The 21,248-nt window shown below is 70.7% G+C and carries 23 protein-coding genes and 1 pseudogene; 8 read left to right on the top strand and 16 right to left on the bottom strand.

All coding sequences use genetic code 11. The features are described 5' to 3' along the window. Positions 1-37: 37 nt before the first annotated feature. The 4 genes from dapF to AC5Y5B_RS23700 all read right to left on the bottom strand — a co-directional run bounded on the left by dapF (position 38) and on the right by AC5Y5B_RS23700 (position 3,606). Positions 38-910, bottom strand: a complete 873-nt coding sequence (gene dapF, locus AC5Y5B_RS23715) for a diaminopimelate epimerase (RefSeq protein WP_500007008.1) — start codon at positions 908-910, stop codon at positions 38-40. A 4-nt stretch (positions 911-914) separates the two neighbouring features. Continuing rightward, positions 915-1,862: a tRNA (adenosine(37)-N6)-dimethylallyltransferase MiaA gene (miaA, locus tag AC5Y5B_RS23710; protein WP_500007006.1), complete on the bottom strand. Its 948-nt coding sequence runs from the start codon at positions 1,860-1,862 to the stop codon at positions 915-917. A gap of 8 nt (positions 1,863-1,870) precedes the next feature. Further along, the gene (locus AC5Y5B_RS23705) at positions 1,871-2,563 is read right to left on the bottom strand and encodes a class III extradiol ring-cleavage dioxygenase family protein (RefSeq protein WP_500007004.1); all 693 of its coding nucleotides are present in this window, start codon (positions 2,561-2,563) and stop codon (positions 1,871-1,873) included. A gap of 65 nt (positions 2,564-2,628) precedes the next feature. After that, complete coding sequence (locus AC5Y5B_RS23700; RefSeq protein WP_500007003.1) at positions 2,629-3,606, bottom strand: DMT family transporter; 978 nt, start codon at positions 3,604-3,606, stop codon at positions 2,629-2,631. 595 nt (positions 3,607-4,201) lie between these two features. Here AC5Y5B_RS23700 and AC5Y5B_RS23695 point away from each other — a divergent pair. Next, a complete protein-coding gene (locus AC5Y5B_RS23695) occupies positions 4,202-5,530 on the top strand; it encodes a DUF349 domain-containing protein (protein ID WP_112633537.1) in 1,329 nt (442 codons plus the stop codon). Positions 5,531-5,536: 6 nt separating this feature from the next. Here AC5Y5B_RS23695 and AC5Y5B_RS23690 read toward each other — a convergent pair whose 3' ends face one another. The 4 genes from AC5Y5B_RS23690 to recA are packed head-to-tail and all read right to left on the bottom strand — an operon-like array spanning position 5,537 to position 9,268. Beyond that, positions 5,537-6,157: an Rv2732c family membrane protein gene (locus AC5Y5B_RS23690; RefSeq protein WP_500007001.1), complete on the bottom strand. Its 621-nt coding sequence runs from the start codon at positions 6,155-6,157 to the stop codon at positions 5,537-5,539. Then, positions 6,154-7,680, bottom strand: a complete 1,527-nt coding sequence (gene miaB, locus AC5Y5B_RS23685; protein ID WP_500007041.1) for a tRNA (N6-isopentenyl adenosine(37)-C2)-methylthiotransferase MiaB — start codon at positions 7,678-7,680, stop codon at positions 6,154-6,156. The genes AC5Y5B_RS23690 and miaB overlap by 4 nt, the downstream gene beginning before the upstream one ends. Positions 7,681-7,740: 60 nt before the next feature. Further along, on the bottom strand, positions 7,741-8,262 hold the full coding sequence (gene recX / locus AC5Y5B_RS23680) for a recombination regulator RecX (protein WP_112633534.1): 522 nt from the start codon (positions 8,260-8,262) through the stop codon (positions 7,741-7,743). Then, positions 8,228-9,268, bottom strand: a complete 1,041-nt coding sequence (gene recA / locus AC5Y5B_RS23675) for a recombinase RecA (RefSeq protein ID WP_007774959.1) — start codon at positions 9,266-9,268, stop codon at positions 8,228-8,230. Before recA ends, recX begins: the two co-directional genes overlap by 35 nt. A 114-nt stretch (positions 9,269-9,382) precedes the next feature. On the opposite strand from recA, the pseudogene AC5Y5B_RS23670 reads away from it, so the two are divergent. Both AC5Y5B_RS23670 and AC5Y5B_RS23665 read left to right on the top strand, forming a co-directional pair. Next, positions 9,383-10,160: pseudogene (locus AC5Y5B_RS23670) on the top strand ((2Fe-2S)-binding protein). 55 nt (positions 10,161-10,215) lie between these two features. Then, on the top strand, positions 10,216-10,842 hold the full coding sequence (locus AC5Y5B_RS23665; RefSeq protein WP_112633532.1) for a flavodoxin family protein: 627 nt from the start codon (positions 10,216-10,218) through the stop codon (positions 10,840-10,842). A 10-nt stretch (positions 10,843-10,852) separates the two neighbouring features. Here AC5Y5B_RS23665 and AC5Y5B_RS23660 read toward each other — a convergent pair whose 3' ends face one another. The 3 genes from AC5Y5B_RS23660 to AC5Y5B_RS23650 are packed head-to-tail and all read right to left on the bottom strand — an operon-like array spanning position 10,853 to position 12,597. Then, a complete protein-coding gene (locus AC5Y5B_RS23660) occupies positions 10,853-11,047 on the bottom strand; it encodes a DUF3046 domain-containing protein (protein ID WP_066860781.1) in 195 nt (64 codons plus the stop codon). Between the two features lie 52 nt (positions 11,048-11,099). Further along, entirely contained in the window at positions 11,100-11,372 is a 273-nt protein-coding gene (locus AC5Y5B_RS23655) for a hypothetical protein (protein ID WP_112633531.1), read from the bottom strand. A gap of 58 nt (positions 11,373-11,430) precedes the next feature. Further along, positions 11,431-12,597 carry a glycosyltransferase gene (locus AC5Y5B_RS23650; RefSeq protein ID WP_500006999.1) on the bottom strand — a complete coding sequence of 389 codons (1,167 nt, stop codon included), beginning with the start codon at positions 12,595-12,597 and terminating at the stop codon, positions 11,431-11,433. Between the two features lie 50 nt (positions 12,598-12,647). Between AC5Y5B_RS23650 and AC5Y5B_RS23645 the strand changes: the two genes are divergently transcribed. After that, positions 12,648-13,079, top strand: a complete 432-nt coding sequence (locus AC5Y5B_RS23645) for a limonene-1,2-epoxide hydrolase family protein (RefSeq protein WP_112633529.1) — start codon at positions 12,648-12,650, stop codon at positions 13,077-13,079. Positions 13,080-13,095: 16 nt separating this feature from the next. Here AC5Y5B_RS23645 and pspM read toward each other — a convergent pair whose 3' ends face one another. The 4 genes from pspM to pgsA all read right to left on the bottom strand — a co-directional run bounded on the left by pspM (position 13,096) and on the right by pgsA (position 15,918). After that, complete coding sequence (gene pspM / locus AC5Y5B_RS23640; protein WP_112633528.1) at positions 13,096-13,905, bottom strand: phage shock envelope stress response protein PspM; 810 nt, start codon at positions 13,903-13,905, stop codon at positions 13,096-13,098. Positions 13,906-13,915: 10 nt separating this feature from the next. After that, positions 13,916-14,743 carry a phage shock protein PspA gene (pspA, locus tag AC5Y5B_RS23635; RefSeq protein WP_112633527.1) on the bottom strand — a complete coding sequence of 276 codons (828 nt, stop codon included), beginning with the start codon at positions 14,741-14,743 and terminating at the stop codon, positions 13,916-13,918. Between the two features lie 132 nt (positions 14,744-14,875). Beyond that, on the bottom strand, positions 14,876-15,202 hold the full coding sequence (clgR, locus tag AC5Y5B_RS23630) for a transcriptional regulator ClgR (protein WP_112633526.1): 327 nt from the start codon (positions 15,200-15,202) through the stop codon (positions 14,876-14,878). A gap of 107 nt (positions 15,203-15,309) precedes the next feature. Further along, a complete protein-coding gene (gene pgsA, locus AC5Y5B_RS23625) occupies positions 15,310-15,918 on the bottom strand; it encodes a CDP-diacylglycerol--glycerol-3-phosphate 3-phosphatidyltransferase (protein WP_500006998.1) in 609 nt (202 codons plus the stop codon). Between the two features lie 38 nt (positions 15,919-15,956). On the opposite strand from pgsA, the gene AC5Y5B_RS23620 reads away from it, so the two are divergent. After that, the gene (locus tag AC5Y5B_RS23620) at positions 15,957-16,499 is read left to right on the top strand and encodes an amino-acid N-acetyltransferase (RefSeq protein WP_112633524.1); all 543 of its coding nucleotides are present in this window, start codon (positions 15,957-15,959) and stop codon (positions 16,497-16,499) included. A gap of 5 nt (positions 16,500-16,504) precedes the next feature. Here the strand turns inward: AC5Y5B_RS23620 and AC5Y5B_RS23615 are convergent, their stop codons facing one another. Continuing rightward, a complete protein-coding gene (locus AC5Y5B_RS23615; RefSeq protein WP_205869126.1) occupies positions 16,505-19,015 on the bottom strand; it encodes an FtsK/SpoIIIE family DNA translocase in 2,511 nt (836 codons plus the stop codon). A 169-nt stretch (positions 19,016-19,184) separates the two neighbouring features. Here AC5Y5B_RS23615 and AC5Y5B_RS23610 point away from each other — a divergent pair, with 169 nt between their 5' ends. Genes AC5Y5B_RS23610 through AC5Y5B_RS23600 form a run of 3 tightly spaced genes read left to right on the top strand, consistent with a single transcriptional unit; the run spans position 19,185 to position 21,207 of the window. After that, complete coding sequence (locus tag AC5Y5B_RS23610) at positions 19,185-19,499, top strand: putative quinol monooxygenase (protein ID WP_500006997.1); 315 nt, start codon at positions 19,185-19,187, stop codon at positions 19,497-19,499. After that, complete coding sequence (locus AC5Y5B_RS23605; protein WP_112633522.1) at positions 19,499-20,329, top strand: mycofactocin-coupled SDR family oxidoreductase; 831 nt, start codon at positions 19,499-19,501, stop codon at positions 20,327-20,329. Before AC5Y5B_RS23610 ends, AC5Y5B_RS23605 begins: the two co-directional genes overlap by 1 nt. 5 nt (positions 20,330-20,334) lie before the next feature. After that, entirely contained in the window at positions 20,335-21,207 is an 873-nt protein-coding gene (locus AC5Y5B_RS23600; RefSeq protein WP_112633521.1) for an SAM-dependent methyltransferase, read from the top strand. Positions 21,208-21,248: the final 41 nt, after the last annotated feature.

Raw genomic sequence — 21,248 nt, 5'->3', positions numbered from 1 at the left:
ACGATGATGCACGCGAAAAGGGTTTTGTGCACTCGATTTAACGCTGCTGCTGTCGCCACCATTCCTCGCTGAGTTCTCCTTGGGCCACCAGCACGGACGGTCCGCGCAGGAAGCTGGTGGCGTCGGTGATGGTGACAACGACCTCGCCGCCGGGCACGCGCACGGTCAGGGTGCCGGTGGCCGCACCGGCACCGGCGAGCGCGGCGACGGCGGCCGCAACGGTTCCGGTACCGCAGGAGCGCGTCTCGCCGACTCCCCGCTCGTGCACCCGCATGTGTACCGCCCCGTCGGCGGGTGCGGTGACGATCTCGACGTTCACCCCGTCGGGGAACTGAGTCGCGTCGAAGCTCACCGGCGCGGCCACATCCAGTACCGCCAGCGCCTCGGGCGTCAGATCCGGGTCCACACAGGCCAGGTGGGGATTGCCGACGTCGACCGCCAGGCCGGAGAACCGCCGCCCGCCCACGACCGCCTCGCCGCCGCCCAGCGTGTTGGCCTTGCCCATGTCGACGCTGACGTCGGCGGTGGTCGCATCCGCGCGGTGCACGACGACCGGCCGCGGACCTGCCAGCGACCCGACCACGAACTCGTCGCGGGATTCCATGCCGCTGGCGCGCAGGTAGTGCGCGAAGACCCGCACGCCGTTGCCGCACATCTGGGCGACGGACCCGTCGGCGTTGCGGTAGTCCATGTACCAATCGCCGGGATCCACACCGTCGGGCACCCGGTCGAGCACGCCGGCCGACACCGCCGCCCCGGCCGTGGTGACCCGCAACACCCCGTCGGCGCCCAGCCCACGGCGCCGGTCGCAGAGCGCGGCGACCCGCGGTCCGGTCAGGCTCAGCTGGGCGTGCGGGTCCGGCAGCACGACGAAGTCGTTCTGGGTGCCGTGACCCTTGGTGAATTTCACCTGCTCAGGATACGTGGCGCCAGGCCCGCACGGCGGCGTCGAGGACGTCGGCGCGCTGCTCCGGCGTCGCCGCGCCGACATCGAGCCACCGCACCCGGTGGTCCCGCCGGAACCAGGACCGCTGGCGGCGGACGTAGCGCCGGGTGCCGACGAAGGTCTGCTCGCGCGCGGCACGCAGCTGCTCGTCGCCCCCACCGGCATCCAGGGCGGCGAGCACCTGCGCGTAGCCCAGCGCGCGCGAGGCGGTCACCCCGTCGCGCAAGCCCCGCTGCAGCAGCCCGATCACCTCGCCGACCAGACCCTGGTCGAACATCGCGTCGGTGCGCCGCGCCAGCCGGTCGTCGAGAATCGTTGTCTCGCAGTCCAGCCCGACGATGGCGGTGTCCCAGCGCGGCGCGCCGATCTGGGGCGCCGACGCGGCGAACGGCTGACCGGTCAGCTCGACCACCTCCAGAGCGCGCACGGTGCGCCGGGCATCGGTGGGCAGGATCGACGCGGCCGCGGCGGGATCGCGTCGGGCCAGCTCGGCGTGCAACTCGCCCACCCCGACCTCGGCCAGCCGCCGCTCCCAGCGGGCGCGCACCGCGGGGTCGGTGGCGGGAAACGACCAGTCGTCGAGCAGCGACTGGATGTAGAGCATCGAGCCGCCCACGATGACGGGCACCGCACCGCGGGCCGCGATGGCTTCGACGTCGGCCGCGGCGGCGTTCTGGTAGCGGGCCACGGTCGCGGTCTCGGTGACGTCGAGGACGTCGAGCTGGTGATGTGGGATGCCGCGGCGTTGCTCGACGGGCAGCTTCGCGGTGCCGATGTCCATGCCGCGATAGAGCTGCATGGCGTCGGCGTTGACGATCTCGGCCCGGACACCGAGCCGATCGACCCGGTCGGCGAAGTCGAGCGCCAGCTGCGACTTGCCGGTGCCCGTGGGGCCGATGATCGCCAGGGGGCGCACGGCGGCCGTCACACCTGCCAGACGCCGGCGAAGTAGCCCACCCCGTAGGGCGCTCCGCGGTACAGCTCCTTGGCCGATCGGGGGCCCGGCCCGGCCAGCCCGGCCAGCACCTGAAATGCGACCCGTCCCACGATCTGGTCCGGCAGCCTGCCCAGCGCGGCGACGTCGCCGCTGCCCAGCGCGTCGTCCAGCGCCGCTTGCGCCGCGGCGTTGGCGGGGTCGTATCCGCCGGGGGCCGCCGGGGTCAGCGTGTTCACGCCGTCGGCCACCACCAGCACCCCGACCGGCTCGGGCGACCGGTCGATCTCGGCGCGCAGGTGCTCGCCGAGGCGCCGCGCGGTGGCGCCGTCCTGGTCGGCGCGGTAGACCCGGACCTGCGCGCTGGCCTGCGGCTGCGCCTGCCCACGCACCCAGGCGGCCAGCAGCGCGCACACCGGCAGGGGCACGGGCGCCGCGGCGCCGTCGGGTCGCGGAGACAGTTGCACGGGCACGTCGACGCCGAAACCGGCGAACGTGCCCACGGTGTCGGGACCGAATTCGTCGTCGTTGGGGGCCGTCCCGATCGCCACCCAGCGGTCGGGCAGCAGCGCCGCCGCGGCGAGCGTCGCGGCGACCAGGTCGGCCACCTCGGCCGCGGCCGCTCCGGCCAGCTCGGGGACCAGGACCGGCGCCGACGGGACGATCGCGATCGCGCTCAGCACGCCACCAAACTAACGTGGCGGCGCCGACGACCCCGCACTAGTTCGGCACGCCCAGGCGCCGGAGGTCACCACCCGGAGGTGTCGGCCACCACCAGACGATCACTGAAGGGGCCGAAGTCGTCTTCGGCGTTGGCCTCGCGGGGCGGCACTTTTCGCGAGGCACCGTCCCCGCGGGAATCGGACTGATCGATGCTGGCGGCCTCGCCGCGGGCCAGGGCGATCGTGGCGCCGATGACCACCGCGACCGCGCCCACCAGCACGAACGCCATGGGTCCGTGGGCGCCCAGCGTCTCGTCCAGCACCAGCACACCGAGCACCCCGGCGACCACCGGCTTGGCGACCGTCATCGTCGGCAGTGACGCGGTGAGCGTCCCGGCGCGGAAGGCCGATTGCTGGAAGATCATCCCGGTCAGCGCCACCAGCAGCCACGGCACGAACTCCGGCGAGGTCAGCACGGCCATCGGGCCGCGCTCGGACATCTCGACGATGCCCTTGGTCAGCACCGCGAACAGCGCCAACGAGGAGCCGGCCACCACCGCGAGCAGCACGGCCGCGAACGGGCTTCCGGACCAGCGCCGCGCCGCCACCACGCAGGCCACCAGCAGCGGGACCATGACCAGGGCGACGATGATCCAGGTGCGCATCAGCCCGCGCTGCTGGCCGGATGCCGGGTCGCCGACGATGATGACCACCGCAAGCCCGGCGGCCAGGATGAGGGCCCACATCCACTCGCGGGGCATCACCCGGTGATGGGCCAGCCGCGCGTAGATGGGCAGCGCGAACAGCAGCGCGGCCACCTGCAGCGCGGTCACCAGCACCACCGAGCCCCAGGCCAGGGCGGCGGCCTGCAGACTGTAATTGGTGATCGCGGCCAGGCCGCCCAGCCACCACCGGCTGTCCTTGAGCGACATGCGGAACAGTTCCAGGTGCCCGACCGGCTTGTCGGTGATCTCGTGCGCTGAGCGCTGACGGATCACGTCGCCGACCGCGGATGCCAGCGCCGCGCACAAAGCAAGCAACGCCGCGACATCGACCTTCGACATTCTCGACCCCTTCGCCCCTAGACCGTTCGACCCAGCTTTCCCCGGGGCGCAGGCAAATACACGCACAATTTGCGTTCAGTTCAACTACAAATTTATGACGTTCCGCACGTTGCTCACTGCCCCGTAGGTAACCGTTCAACTATTACTTCAGCAATCTATGCATTGCGTGGGATAACTCTAAGAGAAGTACACAGGCCGCTGTGAGTGACGGCTAAGGCCCTTCGCTGCCAGCGTTTTTCGGGACCGGGCCGGCGCGACGGATGGGATGAGTGTCACACCATCGCCGCGCGCGCCCGGGCGAGCCGTCGGCCGCGCCCCTCGCCGCGGCTAGGCGCGCGGCCTGGGCGGCCGTTCGCCCGATCGACCGCCGCCACCCGAGCATCCACGGGGCGTCGGCACACCGCTGGTGCCGGCCCGGTCAGGAATGCCAAGGTGGCGGCGTGGGGCAGAGCAAGCTGCTTGAATATCGTTAAGCGGCTGTTGGGAGGGAACCCCACCTCGGGCCTTCGGCAGCTGCAGGAGACGGTGCCGCTACGCGCGGCAGGTGCGCGGGACACGGACCGCGCGGAAGGTTGCGAAAGGTAGTGACGAGCGCATGACGTCTGACGAGCCTCGCGACGAATCAGCTCGGCCAGTGCCGCGCCCGGGACCGCGTCCCGGCCCCCGGCCGACACCGCGACCCACCACCGCGCATCCGCTGGTGATGCCGCCGCCGAGCAATCCGCATCAGTTCGGGCGGGTGGACGACGACGGCACCGTGTGGCTGGTCAGCTCCGCCGGCGAGCGCATCATAGGCTCCTGGCAGGCCGGCGACCGTGAGGCGGCCTTCGCCCACTTCGGCCGGCGCTTCGACGACCTGGCCACCGAGGTCACCCTGATGGAGGAGCGCCTGGCCTCCGGAAGCGGCGACGCCCGCAAGATCAAGGCGCACGCGGCCGAGCTGGCCGAGACGCTGCCGACGGCGGCCGTGCTGGGCGACATCGATGCCCTGGCGGGCCGGTTGACCACCATCGCCGAGCACGCCGAGGCGACGGTCGCCGCGGAGCGCTCCCGGCGCGAGGAGCATCGGGCCACCCAGACCGCCCGCAAGGAGGCGCTGGCCGCCGAGGCCGAGGAGCTGGCCGCCAACTCGACGCAGTGGAAGGCCGCCGGCGACCGGTTCCGCGCGATCCTCGACGAGTGGAAGACGATCAGCGGCGTCGACCGCAAGGTCGACGACGCCTTGTGGAAGCGCTACTCCGCGGCCCGGGAAGCCTTCAATCGGCGGCGGGGATCGCATTTCGCCGAGCTCGACCGGGAACGCTCGGTGATCCGCCAGGCCAAGGAACGCCTGTGCGAGCGGGCCGAGGAGCTGTCCGATTCGACCGATTGGACCGCGACCAGCGCGGAATTCCGCAAGCTGCTGACCGAGTGGAAGGCGGCCGGGCGGGCGACCCGGGAGGTCGACGACGCCCTGTGGCGGCGGTTCAAGGCCGCCCAGGACGTGTTCTTCGCCGCCCGCAACGCCGTGACCGCGGAAAAGGACGCGGAGTTCCGCGCCAACGCGACCGCCAAAGAGGCGCTGCTGGCCGAGGCGGAGAAGCTGGACACCAGCAACCACGACGCCGCCCGGGCGGCGCTGCGCGCGATCACCGAGAAGTGGGATGCGATCGGCAAGGTCCCGCGCGAGCGGTCCGCCGAGCTGGAGCGCCGGCTGCGCGCCGTCGAGAAGAAGGTGCGCGACGCCGGCGACCCGGGTTGGTCCGACCCGCAGGCCCAGGCCCGCGCCGAGCAGTTCCAGGCCCGCGCCGAGCAATACGAACAGCAGGCCCATAAGGCCGCGGCGGCGGGCCGGACCAAGGAAGCCGACGAGGCTCGAGCCAACGCCGAGCAGTGGCGGCAGTGGGCGCAGGCGGCCGTCGAGGCCCTGACCCGCAAGCCCTAGCTGCGGTCAGGCGCCCTTGGGCGTTCCGGGGTCGTCGCCGTTCTCGGTCGCGGCGGGCTTGTCCAGACCGTCGAGCAGCGAGGTCGACTGCTGCGCCGCGACGCGGCGCCGCTGTTCCTCGGCGGCCAGTTGCACGATGGTGCGCGACCAGACCACCCGGGCCCAGTGGTAGGTCAGCACGAGCACGGTCAGCCAGGCGACGATCAGGCCCCAGCCCGGCCCAGGGTGGCCCGCGGAGACCGTCTGACGCGACCAGATCGCCAGCATGCCCGCGGCGCCCGCGATGGCCGTGCCCGCCAACGCGACCCAGGCCAGCGCCCAGCGCCGCGTCACCAACGCCAGCATCGAGAAGCCCACACCGAATACCAGCGCCAGCCAGGCGAACACCCGCGACGGCAGGGCGACGGCGGCCGCGCCGGCGTGGTGGCTACCGAACAGCACGTCCCAGCCGCGCACGTCGCCGGTGTGCGGCAAGACGAACGACGCCAGCAGCACGAACACCAGGATCGACACGAAGAAGGCCCGCGGGCCGGGGTCGATTCCGCGGGCCACCCGGCGTTCGGCAGCCTCGATCTCGGTGCGCAGGGCGCCGAGCTGTGCGTCGTCGTGGTTCATCTCGTTGTTCATCGTGCACATCCAAGGGGTTCGGCCGGGCCGGCGGGCGGCCCGACTGCGGGCATGCCGAGGCCGGTGCCGCGCGGGCGCTGCCCGGTGGCGTGGGCATCGCCCGCCCGGGTGCGGCGATGCGCGACGACGCCCGCGTCGGCGATGAGGTGGTGGGGTGCGGCCCCGGTGATCACCGTGGTGACGATGTCACCGGGCCTGACCTCGCCTGGTGTGTCGACGGCGAAGTGCACCAGCCGGCCGTCGCGGGCCCGCCCGCTCATGCGGGCGGTGCGGCTGTCCTTGCGGCCTTCACCGGTGGCGACCAGCAATTCGACGGTCTGGCCGATCAACGCCTGGTTGCCCTCCAGCGAGATCGCCTCCTGCAGCTCGATCAGCCGCTCATAGCGTTCCTGCACAACGGCTTTCGGGATCTGCCCGTCGAGTTCAGCCGCCGGGGTGCCGGGCCGCTTGGAGTACTGGAAGGTGAACGCGGCCGAGAACCGGGCCGCACGCACCACGTCCAGCGTGGCGGCGAAGTCCGCTTCGGTCTCGCCGGGGAACCCGACGATCAGGTCGGTGGTGATGGCGGCGTGCGGCATGGCGGCCCGGACCCGGTCGATGATGCCGAGGTAGCGCTCGGCGCGGTACGAGCGCCGCATCGCGCGCAGCACCCGGTCGGATCCGGACTGCAGCGGCATGTGCAGGGCGGGGCAGACGTTGGGCGTCTGAGCCATGGCCTCGATGACGTCGTCGGTGAATTCGGCGGGATGCGGCGAGGTGAACCGCACCCGCTCCAGCCCGTCGATGTCGCCGCAGGCCCGCAGCAGGCGGGCGAACGCGCCACGGTCGCGGGGCAGCTCCGGGTCGGCGAAGGACACCCCGTAGGCGTTGACGTTCTGGCCCAGCAGCGTGACCTCGAGCACGCCGTCGGCCACCAGCGACCTCACCTCGGCCAGGACGTCGTCCGGGCTGCGGTCGACCTCTTTGCCCCGCAGTGACGGGACGATGCAGAACGTGCAACTGTTGTTGCACCCGACCGAAACGGAAACCCAAGCGGCATAGGCGGATTCGCGTGCGCTGGGCAGTGACGACGGGAACTCCTGCAGCGCCTCGGCGATCTCGACCTGGGCGACCTTGTTGTGCCTGGCCCGCTCCAGCAGGGTGGGCAGCGATCCGATGTTGTGGGTGCCGAAGATGACGTCGACCCAGGGCGCCTTGCGCAGCAACGCGTCGCGGTCCTTTTGGGCCAGGCAGCCACCGACGGCGATCTGCATCTCGGGATTGCCGCGCTTGCGCGGCGCCAGGTGGCTGAGGTTGCCGTACAGCTTGTTGTCGGCGTTCTCCCGGACCGCGCAGGTGTTGAACACGACCACGTCGGCGTCGGCACCCTCGGCCGCCCGCCGGTATCCGGCCGCTTCCAGCAGTCCCGCCAAGCGTTCCGAGTCGTGGACGTTCATCTGGCAGCCATAGGTGCGGACTTGGTAGGTGCGCGTGGGCGCGGCAGCGGCGGCCGCGTCCGCGGCGTCGGCGTCGCTCGCCACCATCGAAGTCACGGGGCCATGGTACGGCGGCCGGTCGGCACGCGAGAAACCGCACGTCAGGGCTTAGACCCGGCGCCGCTCCCGTTCGGCCGCCAGCTCGGCGAAGACGACCTCGCACGCCATGTTCTGGCTGTAGCCACGGCGCGCCAGCATCCCCACCAGCCTGCGGGTCACCCGCGCATCGTCGTCGTTGAGCGTTTCCCGGCGCAGCTTGGACCGGACCAACTGCTCCGCCCGGTCCCGCTCGGCGCCGGCGTCGATCCCGGCGAGCACCGAGGTGATCACGTCGTTGTCGACGCCCTTGGTGTGCAGTTCGGCGGCCAGGGCGCGCTTGCTTTTCCCGGCGTGGATGCGGCGGGACTGCACCCACTGCTGGGCGAAGTCGGCGTCGTCGATCAGGCCGACGGAGGCCAACCGGTCGAGGACCCGCTCGCTGACGTCGTCGGGATAGCCGCGTTGGGCCAGCCGGCCGCGCAGCTCCGCGCGGGTGCGCGCTCTCGCGGTGAGCAGGCGCAGGCACAGCGCCCGCGCCTGCTCCTCGCGGGAGGGCTCAGAAGTCGACGGGGGCGGGCAGGACGTCGTCATCGGTCACGACCGCGCCAATGCCGAGCTTTTCCTTGATCATCTTCTCGATCTCGTTGGCGACTTCGTCGTTTTCCTTCAAGAAGGTGCGGGCGTTCTCCTTGCCCTGGCCGAGCTGCTCGCCCTCATAGGTGAACCAGGAACCGGACTTGCGGATGAAGCCCTGCTCCACACCCATGTCGATCAGCGAGCCTTCCCGGCTGATGCCCTGGCCGTAGAGGATGTCGAACTCGGCCTGCTTGAAGGGTGGCGCCACCTTGTTCTTGACGATCTTGACCCGGGTGCGGTTACCGACCGCGTTGGTGCCGTCCTTGAGCGTCTCGATCCGGCGTACGTCCATGCGCACCGACGCGTAGAACTTCAAAGCCTTTCCACCCGTGGTGGTTTCGGGGCTGCCGAACATCACCCCGATCTTCTCGCGCAGCTGGTTGATGAAGATCGCGGTGGTGCCCGAATTGTTCAGCGCGCCAGTCATTTTCCGCAGCGCCTGGCTCATCAACCGGGCCTGCAGCCCGACGTGGCTGTCGCCCATCTCGCCTTCGAGCTCGGCGCGTGGCACCAGCGCGGCCACCGAGTCGATGACCAGGATGTCCAGCGCGCCGGAGCGGATCAGCATGTCGGCGATCTCGAGGGCCTGCTCCCCCGTGTCGGGCTGGCTGACCAGCAGGGAATCGGTGTCCACGCCGAGCTTCTTGGCGTACTCCGGGTCCAGGGCGTGCTCGGCGTCGATGAAGGCGGCGACGCCGCCGGCGGCCTGGGCGTTGGCCACCGCGTGCAGGGCGACGGTGGTCTTACCCGAGGATTCCGGGCCGTAGATCTCCACGACCCGGCCGCGGGGCAGCCCGCCGATGCCCAGGGCCACGTCCAGTGCGATGGATCCGGTGGGGATGATCGAAATCGGCTGACGCGTCTCGTCGCCGAGACGCATCACCGAGCCTTTGCCGTAGCTCTTTTCGATCTGGGCCATCGCCAGTTCGAGAGCCTTCTCGCGATCGGGGGCTTGCGCCATGGTGCCTCTCCTATAGTCGGTGTTCGTCTGACCGGTATCGGTCGGTTGGCGGTGACACTAGAGAAGGCCACCGACAAGTTGACTGGCCGAACGCTCACCACACTAGCCGAACAGGTGTTCGATTCAAGTTCGACACGCCGTTGTGCCCCCGGCACGTGTGGCAACATCGGCTCCCGAAAGGCGCCGACGGGCCTTCTCGGGGCCGATCTGCCCGGGAGGCGGTCGCGAACCCATGGACATCTCCGCCCAGCTGGCCGAAACGGCTTCATACGGAGGCTTTTTCGCTCTGACCGTGGGCGGGGACGCGGCGGGATGGCATCCGGTCGCCCGGTCCTACGCCGACGGTTGCGCCGACCTGGTCGAGGCCACCGCCCGCCGCTACCACACCACGGACCTGCGGATCGGCGCGTCGCTGGTTCACCTCGCCCACGCCGCCCGGCTGTGGTCACCGGTGCTCGCCTGCGCGATCGGCCACGGCGTCGTCCCCGACCTCGATGACCTGCACCGCGCCGACGACGATGCCCGGCTCCGACTGCCCAGACCCGACGGCACGGCCGTCGATTCGCCCGACGCGCTGTACCGGGCCGTGGTCGACGAGCACCTGCAACCGCTCGCCGCCGGCCTGCGGGTCAACCTGGCGCCCGCCCTGCTCGCGGGCAACATCGCCTCGGCGCTGGTGGGCGCCGCGCGGGCCCTGATGGCGGCCCGGCCCGACCTGCGCACCGCGACCGTCGGTATGACCGAGTCGCTGCTGGACACCGGCGTGCTGGCCGGTTCCGGCGTCATCACCGGCCCGCAGCTGGGTTTCCGGCGCCGCAGCTGCTGCCTGTTCTATCGGCTGCCCGGGGGCTCGCTGTGCGGTGACTGCGTGCTGCACCGGGTGCCGCGATAGGGCCGATCGGGCGCGGAGGTCGTTTGCCGCTGTCCCGCCGGGGTATCTGGCCACCATGTCCTCAGCCGCAACACCGTCCCTGCGCGCCATCGCGTTGATCTGCTCGTTGAAGAAGAGCCCGGCGCCGTCCAGCAGCGAGCTGCTCGCCGACCAAGTGCTCGATCAGCTGCGCGGCGCGGGCGTCGAGGGTGAAAAGGTGCGCTGCGTCGACCTGAACCTGCTGCCGGGCGTCGAGGCCGACATGGGCCCGGGCGACGAGTGGCCGGCGCTGCTGGACAAGGTCAAATCGGCGGACATCGTCATCGTCTCGACGCCGACCTGGGTCGGCCACATGTCCAGCGTCGCCCAGCGCGTCCTGGAGCGCCTCGACGCCGAGCTGTCCGACACCGACGACGCGGGACGGCCGGCGATGGTGGGCAAGGTGGCGCTGGCCGCGGTCGTGGGCAACGAGGACGGGGCGCACAAGATCGTGGCCGATCTCTTCCAGGCGCTCAACGACATCGGGTTCTCGATCGCCGCGCAGGGCTGCACCTACTGGAACGGCGAGGCCATGCAGGGCACGGACTACACCGACCTCGACGACGTGCCGGAGGCGGTCGCGTCGGCCACCGGGAATGCGGCGCGCAACGCCGTGCACCTGGCCACCGTGCTGCGGCAGAACGGCTACCCGGCCTACGAATGACGGGCGGCGGTCACCACTGCTCCCGCGGTACGTCGAAGTCGACGCACAACGCCCGCCACACGTCGCGGGGCTCGATGCCCGCCTCGATGGCCTGGGCGGCCGTGCGTCCGCCGAAGCCGCTCAGCACGTGATCCACCAGCACCGAGGACCCGTAGGTGGTGCCGAAGCGCAGCACCACCCGCTCGTGAAACTCCGTTAGCCGCACGCCAGCCAACATACCCAGCCCGCCTGGAACGGACACCTGAGCGCGCAGGCACCTACCTCCAGCTGGCCGGCAGATCGATGATGTGGTTCGGGCAGTCCTCGTGGACCGCGATCGACATGATGTCGCGCGCGCGTTGGGCCGACATGGTGGCCCGCAGCTGCATGAAGGTGTATTCGGCCGGGGCCAGTCCCTGTTGGGCGGCGGCAGGGTCGTCCATCAACTGGCATGCCTGCTGTTCCTCGGGACTGTCGGCGTGCGCGACGGCCGCACCGGCCAGCGAGCCGGCCAGCAGGGCGCCGGCGGCGATTGTCGTGACGATCCTCATCGAATGCCTCCCGTGCCTCCCGCCGAAGCATAAGGCGTCCCGGGCGGCGCGCCGCCGATCATCCGGCCACCGCAAGGGCGTCGCGGCACACCCGGACCGGATCGGCGACGTCGGCGATGCCGGCGGCCGCGGTCTGGGCCGCCGCCCGGTAGCGCGGCGACGACAGCACCTCGTTGACCGCGGCCACCAACGCGTCGGCGGTCAGCGGCCGGATCAGCCGCGCGCTGCCCTGGCGCAGCACCCGGTTGGCGATCTCCCACTGGTCGCCGCCGCCGGGCACCACCACCAGCGGCACGCCGGCCAGCAGCGTCTTGGCCACCATGCCGTGGCCGCCGCCGCAGATCACCAGGTCGGCGTGCGCGAGCAGCGCGTCCTGGCGTCCCAGGCCGACCGCCGCCCAGGGCGGCACCGTCAGTTCCGGTCCGTCCAGCCGTGACACCAGCAGGCGCGAGCCCGCCGGCATGGTCTCCCCCGGCGTCAGGCACCCCAACGCGACCTCGGCCAGGCCTTCGGTTCCGATCAGCGCGGTCGACGGCGCGATGACCACCACCGGCCCGGAGCCGGCCGGGACCTCGAGGACCCGGTCGGTCGGCTCGAAGTGCAACGGCCCGACCAGGACGGCCTCTGCCGGCCAGTCCGGGCGGGGAACCTCCAGCGCGGGCAGCGTCGCGATCAGCCGCCGCAGCGGCCCGGGATCGCGGACGGGCAGGCCGATCTCCGCGCGCGCCATCCCGCGTTGGCGCAGCCCGGCCCGCCAGGATCGCGCCGTCAGCGCGCGCATCGCGGCGTCGCGTAGCCGGCCCCGGATGCCGGTGCCCGGCGCCAGGCCACTGCCGATCGGCGGGAGCCCTTTGGACGGCAGGTACAGCGGGTGCGGGTTGAGTTCGATCCACGGGATGCCCAGCAGTTCGGCGGCCATGCCGCCGCCGGCGGTGATGACGTCGGACACCACCAAATCGGGCGCGAGTTCGCGCAGCGCGGGCACGTTGAGCACGGCCATCCGCGCGGCGCGCCGGTGGATCCTGGCCCCGGCGTCGACGTCGTCGTCGGTGGCGGCCAGCCCGTCCAGCGCGACGGCGTCGATGCCGGCGCCGCGGGCGGCGTCGAGCCATTCGGCTCCGGTGAAGATCGTGGGCTCGTCGCCGGCTTCGGCGAAGCGTTGGCACAGCGCGATCGCCGGGAACGAATGCCCGGGATCCGGCCCGGCGACCACGGCGACGCGCATCGTGCTTACCCTGCCACAGCGCGACGCGGCCACGCGCCTACGCTGACAAGATGACCGAGCTGACTGGGACCACCGTTGCGAACACCCGCACGGTCGAAGGCTTTCTGAATGCGCTGCAGGAGGCGGATTACGACGCCGCGGACGCCGCGCTGGCCGACGACCTCGTCTACGAAAACGTCGGCCTGCCCACCATCCACGGCAGGGCCAGGGCCATCAAGCTGTTTCGCCAAATGGAAGGCCGCGCGGCCTTCGAGGTGAAGATCCACCGCATCGCGGCCGACGGCGGCGCGGTGCTCACCGAACGCACCGATGCGCTGATCTTCGGCCCGCTGCGTCTGCAGTTCTGGGTGTGCGGCGTGTTCGAGGTCCACAACGGGCGAATCACGCTGTGGCGGGACTACTTTGACTTTTTCGACATGCTCAAGGCCACCGCGCGTGGCCTGGCGGCACTGGTGGTCCCGTCGCTGAAAGCGACGTTCTGACACCGCGTTTGGCCGACTAGCCGGTCCCGCGCAGTCCGCCGAGTTCATCGAAGGCCTGCGCCCAACCGAGGAGCCGGTCCGTCGCCCCGGCCAGCTCCGCGCGGTAATGCTGCGACGCGGCCGACCCGTCCCCGTTCGCCGACGACACCAATTGCGCTGCCGCGGTGACCATTTCGTTGTATTGACGAACGCCGGCGGACAGCTGCGCGGTGAACGCGTTGATGGTGGGCACCAGATGCGTCCGGGATTCCGCGCTGGCCTGTGCCGCCCGCTCCATCGACACCACCTGCGCGGCGGTGGACGCCATGGCGGCCGAGGTCCTGGTGGCGGCGGCGGTCAGGTCGCGAATCTCGGCGGTCGGCAACATCGCGCCCCGCTCGATCACCGCCACCAGAGACGAAAATCCGCGCTCCGAGGCGCCCAGCGCGTACATCGCCGGGCGCGCCGCCGAACCCGGTGGCGGTAGCCGGCGCGCGGTGGTGGTCAGGGGCACCGGCAGCGGCTCGGACCGCAGCCAGCGGTAGCGAAGCAGCAACAGCGTCGCCGGGATGGCCATGAAAACCGCGACGCCGCCGGTGATTTCGAGCAGCAGCGCAAACCAGCCCCAGGCCGCGAGCAGCATCGTCACCGCCGCCCAGAACACACATCCGGCGCTGAAGATCAGGCCCCAGCGCAAGGCGCGCCGGCGGCGGCGCAGCTGGCGTGCGCGCGGGTCGGCGGCGGCGCTGAGCTTGCGGGCCACCACGTCGGAAAGGTCGGCCGCGGTGGCCAGTCCCCGGTGCAGCAGCGCGCGCCACGGACCGGGCTGCGACGCCTTCACCGCCATGACGCTCCGACTACTGGCCAAGTGGCTTCTCGGTGACCGAGCCGCCGGCGCTCTCCGCGGGTGCGGGCGTCGCCGGGGTGGTCCCCGCGGCCGGCGTCCCGCCGGTCGGCAGGGCCTCACCGCGCATCGAGGCGCGAATCTGTTCCAGCCGGGAATGACCGGCCATCTGCACGCCGGCCTGCTCGACCTCGAGCATCCGGCCCTGCACCGAACCCTGGGCGAGCTCGGCCGCCCCGATCGCGTTGGCGTAGCGGCGCTCGATCTTGTCGCGCACCTCGTCGAGGCTGGGGACGTTGCCGGGGGCGGCGAGATCGCTCATGGACTGCAGTGAGGCGCTCACCTGTTCCTGCATCTTGGCCTGCTCGAGCTGGCTGAGCAGCTTGGTGCGCTCGGCGATCTTCTGCTGCAGCATCATGGCGTTCTGCTCGACGGCCTTCTTGGCCTGCGCGGCGGCCCCCAGCGCCTGGTCGTGCAGCGTCTTGAGGTCTTCGACGCTCTGCTCGGCGGTCACCAGCTGGGCGGCGAACGCCTCGGCGGCGTTGTTGTATTCGGTCGCCTTGGCGGTGTCGCCGGCCGCGGTGGCCTGGTCGGCCAGCGTCAACGCCTGACGCACGTTGACCTGCAGCTTCTCCACGTCCGCCAGCTGACGGTTGAGCCGCATCTCCAGCTGCCGCTGGTTGCCGATGACCTGCGCGGCCTGCTGGGTCAGCGCCTGATGCGTGCGCTGCGCTTCCTCGATGGCCTGCTGGATCTGCACTTTCGGGTCGGCGTGCTCGTCGATCTTGGCGTTGAACAGCGCCGTGAGGTACTTCCACGCCTTGACGAACGGATTGGCCATGAGTTAGCTCCACCTTCGCTTCTTGGGATCCGGAGGGTCCCCGGATGGGCCTGAACGGCTCTGCGCCTGTCGCTCAATTTAATGGGTCGGCGCCGATCGCCCCACCCCTTACGCGGGATCGGGCCCCGGCGCTCAGGCCAGCGCCAGCGACGCCACCGGGGGGATGACGACCTTGATGCTGGTGCCGCCCGCCCCGTCCGTGGGCGCGCCGACGGCCGTGCGCTCCTCGCTGGCCATCCGCTCGCCGGCGTGGATCAGAACCGACGACAACGGGACGTCCAGTGCGTCACAGATGGCGTTCAGCAGCTCGCTCGAGGGCTCCTTGCGGCCGCGCTCCACCTCGGACAGGTAGCCGAGGCTCACCCGCGCCGAATCGGAGACCTCGCGCAGCGTGCGGCCCTGTGTCGTGCGGGCCTCGCGCAACACGTCGCCGATGACCTCGCGCACCAATGGCGCCATCCCGCCCTCCTTCGTCCGTCGTCCCTGCGCGGCACGTACTGCCGCGGCGGGCGCTCACTAGGTGAACGCCGAGAGCGGTGATCTGGTTCCCGGTCGGCGCCGGAGAATCAGCCGGGTGTGCGGCGCACTTCCCGGACGGTCGACACGACGTAGTCGATGCCGGTGATCACCGTCAGGACGATCGCCGCGCCCATCACCACCGCCGCGACCACCCGGAACGGCCCCGGCGATCCCGTCCAGGGCAGCACGAACAATCCGATGGCCAGCACCTGCACCACGGTCTTCAGTTTGCCGCCCCAGCTGGCCGGGATGACGCCGCGGCGGATGACGGCCAGCCGCAGCACGGTCACCCCGAATTCGCGCGTCAGGATCAGCACCGTCACCCACCACGGCAGCTCCCCCAGCATCGAGAGCCCGATCAGCGCCGACCCCACCAGCGTCTTGTCGGCGATCGGATCGACGAAGGCGCCGAATTCGGTCGCCATGCCGTAGTTGCGGGCCAGCAGCCCGTCCAGCCGATCGGTGATGCAGGCGACCGCGAAAATGACGAAAGCGACGACGCGGAAACCGGTTTCGCGGCCGTCACCGGCAAACAGGGCCAGCAGGAAGACCGGCACCAGCACCAGCCGCAACAGGGTCAGGGTATTGGCCAGGTTGGCGATGTTTGCGCGGCCCGGCGGTCCAGTTAGCGGACCCGTCTGCGGCTGCCCCGACACGGCAACAGAATAGCGGTTGACCAGCACCGCCGTCCGAGATGTCGATACTGTTAGCCGTGAGCAGAAGTCCGCAGCGATATCGGCCGCTGGTTCGGCGCGCGCGAACCTCCGATGTTCCGGCCATCAAGCGCCTGGTCGACACCTACGCCGGGAAGATCCTGCTCGAGAAGAATCTCGTGACGCTGTACGAGGCCGTGCAGGAGTTCTGGGTGGCCGAACACCCGGATTTTCCAGGCCGGGTGGTCGGGTGCGGGGCGCTGCACGTGTTGTGGTCCGACCTCGGCGAGGTCCGCACCGTCGCGGTCGATCCGGAGATGACCGGCCACGGGATCGGCCACGCGATCGTCGACCGGCTGCTCGAGGTCGCCCGCGAGCTCGCGCTGAAGCGGCTGTTCGTGTTGACGTTCGAGACCGAGTTCTTCGCCCGGCATGGCTTCACCGAGATCGAGGGCACGCCGGTGACCGCCGAGGTGTTCGAGGAGATGTGCCGCTCCTACGACATCGGCGTCGCCGAGTTCCTGGACCTCAGCTACGTCAAGCCGAACATTCTCGGCAACTCGCGGATGCTGCTGGTGCTTTAAGCGGACTAGTCGACGTCGGGGTCGCCGCCGTCGGCGTCGCTGCCGCCGCGGATCAGCGCCAGCGTTCCGGCCAGCTCGTCGGGCTTGATCAGCACCTCGCGCGCCTTGGAACCCTCCGAGGGCCCGACGATGCCGCGGGTCTCCATCAGGTCCATCAGCCGGCCGGCCTTGGCGAAGCCGACGCGCAGCTTGCGCTGCAGCATCGACGTGGAGCCGAACTGGCTGGACACCACCAGCTCGACGGCCTGCAGGAACACGTCCATGTCGTCACCGATGTCGGGGTCGACGTCGGTGCGTTCGCCGGTGGGCTTGGCGGCGGTGACGCCCTCGGTGTACTCGGGCTCGGCCTGGTCCTTGCAGGCCGTGACGACGGCGTGGATCTCCTCGTCGGTGATGTACGCGCCCTGCAGCCGGATCGGCTTGCCCGCGCCCATCGGCAGGAACAGGCCGTCGCCCATGCCGATCAGCTTCTCCGCGCCGGCCTGGTCGAGGATGACGCGGCTGTCGGTGAGCGACGACGTCGCGAACGCCAGCCGGGACGGGACGTTCGTCTTGATCAGGCCGGTGACCACGTCCACCGACGGCCGCTGGGTGGCCAGCACCAGGTGAATGCCGGCGGCGCGGGCCTTCTGGGTGATCCGCACGATGGCGTCCTCGACGTCGCGGGGCGCGGTCATCATCAGGTCGGCCAGCTCGTCGACGATCGCCACCACATACGGGTAGGGCCGGTACTCGCGCTGGCTGCCCAGCGGCGCGGTGATCGCGCCCGAGCGCACCTTCTCGTTGAAGTCGTCGATGTGGCGCACCCGGGAGGCCTGCATGTCCTGGTAGCGCTGCTCCATCTCCTCGACCAGCCACGCCAGCGCGGCCGCCGCCTTCTTGGGCTGGGTGATGATCGGGGTGATCAGGTGCGGAATGCCTTCGTACGGGGTGAGTTCCACCATCTTCGGGTCGATCAGGATCATCCTGACCTCTTCGGGGGTGGCGCGCGCCAGCAGCGAGATCAGCATCGAGTTGACGAAGCTGGACTTACCGGATCCCGTGGAGCCGGCCACCAGCAGGTGCGGCATCTTGGCCAGGTTGGCCGAGATGAAGTCGCCCTCGATGTCCTTGCCGAGCCCGATCACCAGCGGGTGGTGGTCGCGCCGGGTCGACGGGGCGGTGAGGACGTCGGCCAGCCGCACCATTTCCCGGTCGGTGTTGGGCACCTCGATGCCCACGGCCGACTTGCCCGGGATCGGCGCCAGCATGCGCACGCTCTCGGTGGCCACCGCGTACGCGATGTTCTTCTGCAGCGCAGTGATCTTCTCGACCTTCACGCCCGGCCCCAGCTCGACCTCGTAGCGGGTGACGGTCGGCCCGCGGGTGCAGCCGGTGACGGCGGCGTCCACCTTGAACTGGGTGAGCACCTCGGTGATGGCGTCGGCCATGACGTTGTTGGCGGCGCTGCGCTTCTTCGGCGGGTCCCCCGCAACCAGCAGGTTCAGCGACGGCAGCGTGTAGGGGCCCTCGACGACCCGGTCCAGTTCCACGGTGTCGTGCTTGTCCGCGGACCGGCCGCGCTTGCGGCCCCGCGCAGAGGGCTGGATGGCGGGCTCGGGCATCGTCGGGATGTCGTCCTGCAGCGCGGCCTGGGCGTCGTCGTCCGGGGACCACGCCGGCGCGGGCGGCTCGTCCGGGATGGGCGGCGCCTCGTCGTGGTGGCCGTCGCGGTCGGCCCCGTCGTCGTCGAACTCGTCGGCATAGTCGTAGGGCTCGTCGTCGTAGTCCTCGTCGACGAACCGGGTGTGGAACAGGTTGCGCATCACCACCGGCACCTCGCGGATGGTGGTGCCGGTCAGCAGCAGCAGGCCGAACATGAAGCCGATGAACAGCAGCGGCGCCGCGATCCACGGCGTGAGCCCGTCCGAGAGCGGGCCGCCGATGGCGAAGCCGATGAAACCGGCCGCGCGGCGGCGGGCGTCGGGGTCGCCCGGCGACCCGGACCACAGGTGGCGCAGCCCGAGCACCGACAGGGTGATCAGGCTGGCGCCCAGGATCAGCCGGGGCCGCACATCGGGGTTCGGTTCGGTGCGCATCAGCGTCACCGCCACCGCCGCGGTGGCGACCGGCAGCGCCAGCACGCCCGCGCCGATGAAGGTCCGCAACGCCATGTCGATCCACGTCCCGACCGGCCCGGCGGCGTGGAACCACGAGCTCGCCGCGACCACCACGGAAAAGCCCAGCAGCAGCAGCGCGATGCCGTCGCGGCGATGCCCGGGGTCGATGTCGTGGGCCCGCCCGATCGACCGGGCCGCGCCGCCGGTCCCCCGCGCGGCCATCATCCAGACGGCGCGCATGGCGCGACCGCAGGTCAGCCCGGCGGAAACCAGCGGCGCCTGCTGACGCCGCCTGGCGGGCTTACCGGCCTTCTTGCGGGGCGCCGCCGGGCGCGCTCCCCGCGACCCGCTGGGGCGCGATGTGGCCTTTGACCTGCTCGTTCGGCTTCCGGAGCGGGCGGCGGTCTTACTGGGCATGCCGGCAAGCGTAGTCGCAACGGCATCATCTACACCACCCGCCACACTGGTAACCGCCCGGCTTGTCGGGCATGGCCCGGATCGGCCCCCAAATCGCGTGAGTAGGGTGACATCCGGTTGCAAAAAGTCGTGCTCGTCACCCACCCCCGCAGCGCCCAGGAGGCCATCAATGCCCGTTGTCGTCGTCGCCACCTTGACTGTCAAACCCGAGTCGGTCGACACCGTTCGCGACATCCTCACGCGGGCCGTCGAAGAGGTGCACGACGAGCCGGGCTGCCAGGTGTATTCGTTGCACCAGTCGGGTGAGACGTTCGTGTTCGTCGAGCAGTGGGCCGACGCCGAGGCGCTCAAGGCGCACAGCACCGCACCGGCGGTCACCAAGATGTTCACCGCGGCCGGCGAGCACCTGGACGGGGCGCCCGACATCAAGATGCTGCAGCCGGTCCCGGCGGGCGATGCGGCCAAAGGGCAGTTGCGGCCCTGATGGCCCGGTCGTCGGAAGGGCCCCTGAAGGGCAAGGTCGCCTTCATCACCGGCGCGGCGCGCGGGCAGGGCCGCGCGCACGCGGTGCGGCTGGCCGCCGACGGCGCGGACATCATCGCCGTCGACCTGTGCGACCAGATCGCCAGCGTCCCCTACGCGCTGGCCACGCCGGAGGACCTGGCGGCCACCGTGAAGCTGGTGGAAGACACCGGCGCACGCATCGTGGCGCGGCAGGGCGACGTCCGCGTCCGCGAATCGCTGTCGGCGGCGCTGCAGGCCGGCCTGGACGAATTCGGCCGGCTGGACATCGTGGTGGCCAACGCCGGGATCGCCCCCATGCAATCCGGTGACGACGGTTGGCACGACGTCATCAACGTCAACCTGACCGGCGTCTACCACACCATCAAGGTCGCGATACCCACGATGGTCAAGCAGGGCACCGGCGGGTCGATCGTGTTGATCAGTTCGAGCGCGGGGCTGGCCGGGGTCGGCAGCCCGGACGCCGGCTCCGTCGGCTATGCCGCCGCCAAGCACGGGGTGGTCGGGCTGATGCGGGTCTACGCGAATCTTCTTGCCGGACAGATGATTCGGGTCAATTCGATCCATCCCTCCGGGGTCGAGACGCCGATGATCAACAACGAGTTCACCCGCGAATGGCTGGCCAAGATGGCGGCCGCGACCGACACGCCGGGGGCGATGGGCAACGCCATGCCGGTCGAGGTGCTCGACGTCGAGGACATCGCCAACGCGGTGGCGTGGCTGGTGTCCGACCAGGCTCGCTACATCACCGGCGTGACCCTGCCCGTCGACGCGGGTTTCCTGAACAAGTAGTCGCCATGGCACGAAACCCGGTTGCGCAGACGGCATTTGGCCCGATGGTGCTGGCCGCCGTCGAGCAGAACGAGGCGCCAGGACGCCGCCTGGTCGACGACGACTTCGCCGAGCTCTTCCTGCCCGCCCCGCTGCGGTGGCTCGTCGGCGCCACCCGCTTCGCACCGGTGCGTCGGCTGCTGATCCGCGGCTCGGAGTTCACCGGTCCGGGTTTATGGGCAAACCTGGCCTGCCGCAAGCGTTTTATCGCCGACAAGCTCAAGGAGTCGCTCGACGACATCGACGCCGTCGTCATCCTCGGGGCGGGCCTCGACACCCGCGCCTACCTGTTGACGCGGCGGGTCCGCATCCCGGTGTTCGAGGTCGATCTGCCGGTGAACGTCGCGCGCAAGTTCAAGACGGTCCGCCGCGTACTCGGCGAATTGCCGCTGTCGGTCCGGTTGGTGGCGTTGAACCTCGAGCATGACGACCTGCTCACCTCGCTGGCCGAGCACGGTTATCGCACCGACTACCGGGTGTTCTTCATCTGCGAGGGCGTCACGCAGTACCTCACCGAGGCGACCGTGCGGCGCACCCTGGACGGCTTGCGCGCGACCGCGCCCGGCAGCCGATTGGTGTTCACCTACGTGCGTAGGGATTTCATCGACGGCACCAATCGCTACGGCACCCGCACGCTGTACCGCACCGTGCGCGAGCGGCGCCAGCTGTGGCATTTCGGGCTGGAGCCCGACGAGGTGGCCGCGTTCCTGGGCGAGTACGGCTGGCGGCTGGTGGAACAGGCCGGTCCCGACGAGCTCGTGCAGCGCTACGTCGAGCCCACCGGCCGCAAACTCAAGGCCTCGCAACTGGAGTGGTCGGCCTACGCCGAGAAGATCTAACCGCCGCGGTTTGCGCGACACGTAAACGTCTGCGAAGACAC

This window comes from Mycobacterium sp. NGS33 (genome assembly GCF_059812885.1).
This window is presented reverse-complemented; position numbering and strand designations above follow the sequence as displayed.

Excerpts from the sequence above, each read along its gene's own strand:
- AC5Y5B_RS23700 (WP_500007003.1), bottom strand. The coding sequence starts at position 3,606 with ATGTCGAAGGTCGATGTCGCGGCGTTGCTTGCTTTGTGCGCGGCGCTG.
- AC5Y5B_RS23655 (WP_112633531.1), bottom strand. The coding sequence starts at position 11,372 with ATGAGGATCGTCACGACAATCGCCGCCGGCGCCCTGCTGGCCGGCTCG.
- AC5Y5B_RS23690 (WP_500007001.1), bottom strand. The coding sequence starts at position 6,157 with ATGAACAACGAGATGAACCACGACGACGCACAGCTCGGCGCCCTGCGC.
- AC5Y5B_RS23600 (WP_112633521.1), top strand. The coding sequence starts at position 20,335 with ATGGCACGAAACCCGGTTGCGCAGACGGCATTTGGCCCGATGGTGCTG.
- pspM (WP_112633528.1), bottom strand. The coding sequence starts at position 13,905 with ATGGCGGTGAAGGCGTCGCAGCCCGGTCCGTGGCGCGCGCTGCTGCAC.
- pspA (WP_112633527.1), bottom strand. The coding sequence starts at position 14,743 with ATGGCCAATCCGTTCGTCAAGGCGTGGAAGTACCTCACGGCGCTGTTC.
- recA (WP_007774959.1), bottom strand. The coding sequence starts at position 9,268 with ATGGCGCAAGCCCCCGATCGCGAGAAGGCTCTCGAACTGGCGATGGCC.
- AC5Y5B_RS23650 (WP_500006999.1), bottom strand. The coding sequence starts at position 12,597 with ATGCGCGTCGCCGTGGTCGCCGGGCCGGATCCCGGGCATTCGTTCCCG.
- AC5Y5B_RS23695 (WP_112633537.1), top strand. The coding sequence starts at position 4,202 with ATGACGTCTGACGAGCCTCGCGACGAATCAGCTCGGCCAGTGCCGCGC.
- AC5Y5B_RS23610 (WP_500006997.1), top strand. The coding sequence starts at position 19,185 with ATGCCCGTTGTCGTCGTCGCCACCTTGACTGTCAAACCCGAGTCGGTC.
- recX (WP_112633534.1), bottom strand. The coding sequence starts at position 8,262 with ATGACGACGTCCTGCCCGCCCCCGTCGACTTCTGAGCCCTCCCGCGAG.
- clgR (WP_112633526.1), bottom strand. The coding sequence starts at position 15,202 with ATGGCGCCATTGGTGCGCGAGGTCATCGGCGACGTGTTGCGCGAGGCC.
- AC5Y5B_RS23605 (WP_112633522.1), top strand. The coding sequence starts at position 19,499 with ATGGCCCGGTCGTCGGAAGGGCCCCTGAAGGGCAAGGTCGCCTTCATC.
- AC5Y5B_RS23645 (WP_112633529.1), top strand. The coding sequence starts at position 12,648 with ATGACCGAGCTGACTGGGACCACCGTTGCGAACACCCGCACGGTCGAA.
- AC5Y5B_RS23620 (WP_112633524.1), top strand. The coding sequence starts at position 15,957 with ATGTCGATACTGTTAGCCGTGAGCAGAAGTCCGCAGCGATATCGGCCG.
- miaB (WP_500007041.1), bottom strand. The coding sequence starts at position 7,680 with ATGGTGGCGAGCGACGCCGACGCCGCGGACGCGGCCGCCGCTGCCGCG.
- AC5Y5B_RS23665 (WP_112633532.1), top strand. The coding sequence starts at position 10,216 with ATGTCCTCAGCCGCAACACCGTCCCTGCGCGCCATCGCGTTGATCTGC.
- AC5Y5B_RS23615 (WP_205869126.1), bottom strand. The coding sequence starts at position 19,015 with ATGCCCAGTAAGACCGCCGCCCGCTCCGGAAGCCGAACGAGCAGGTCA.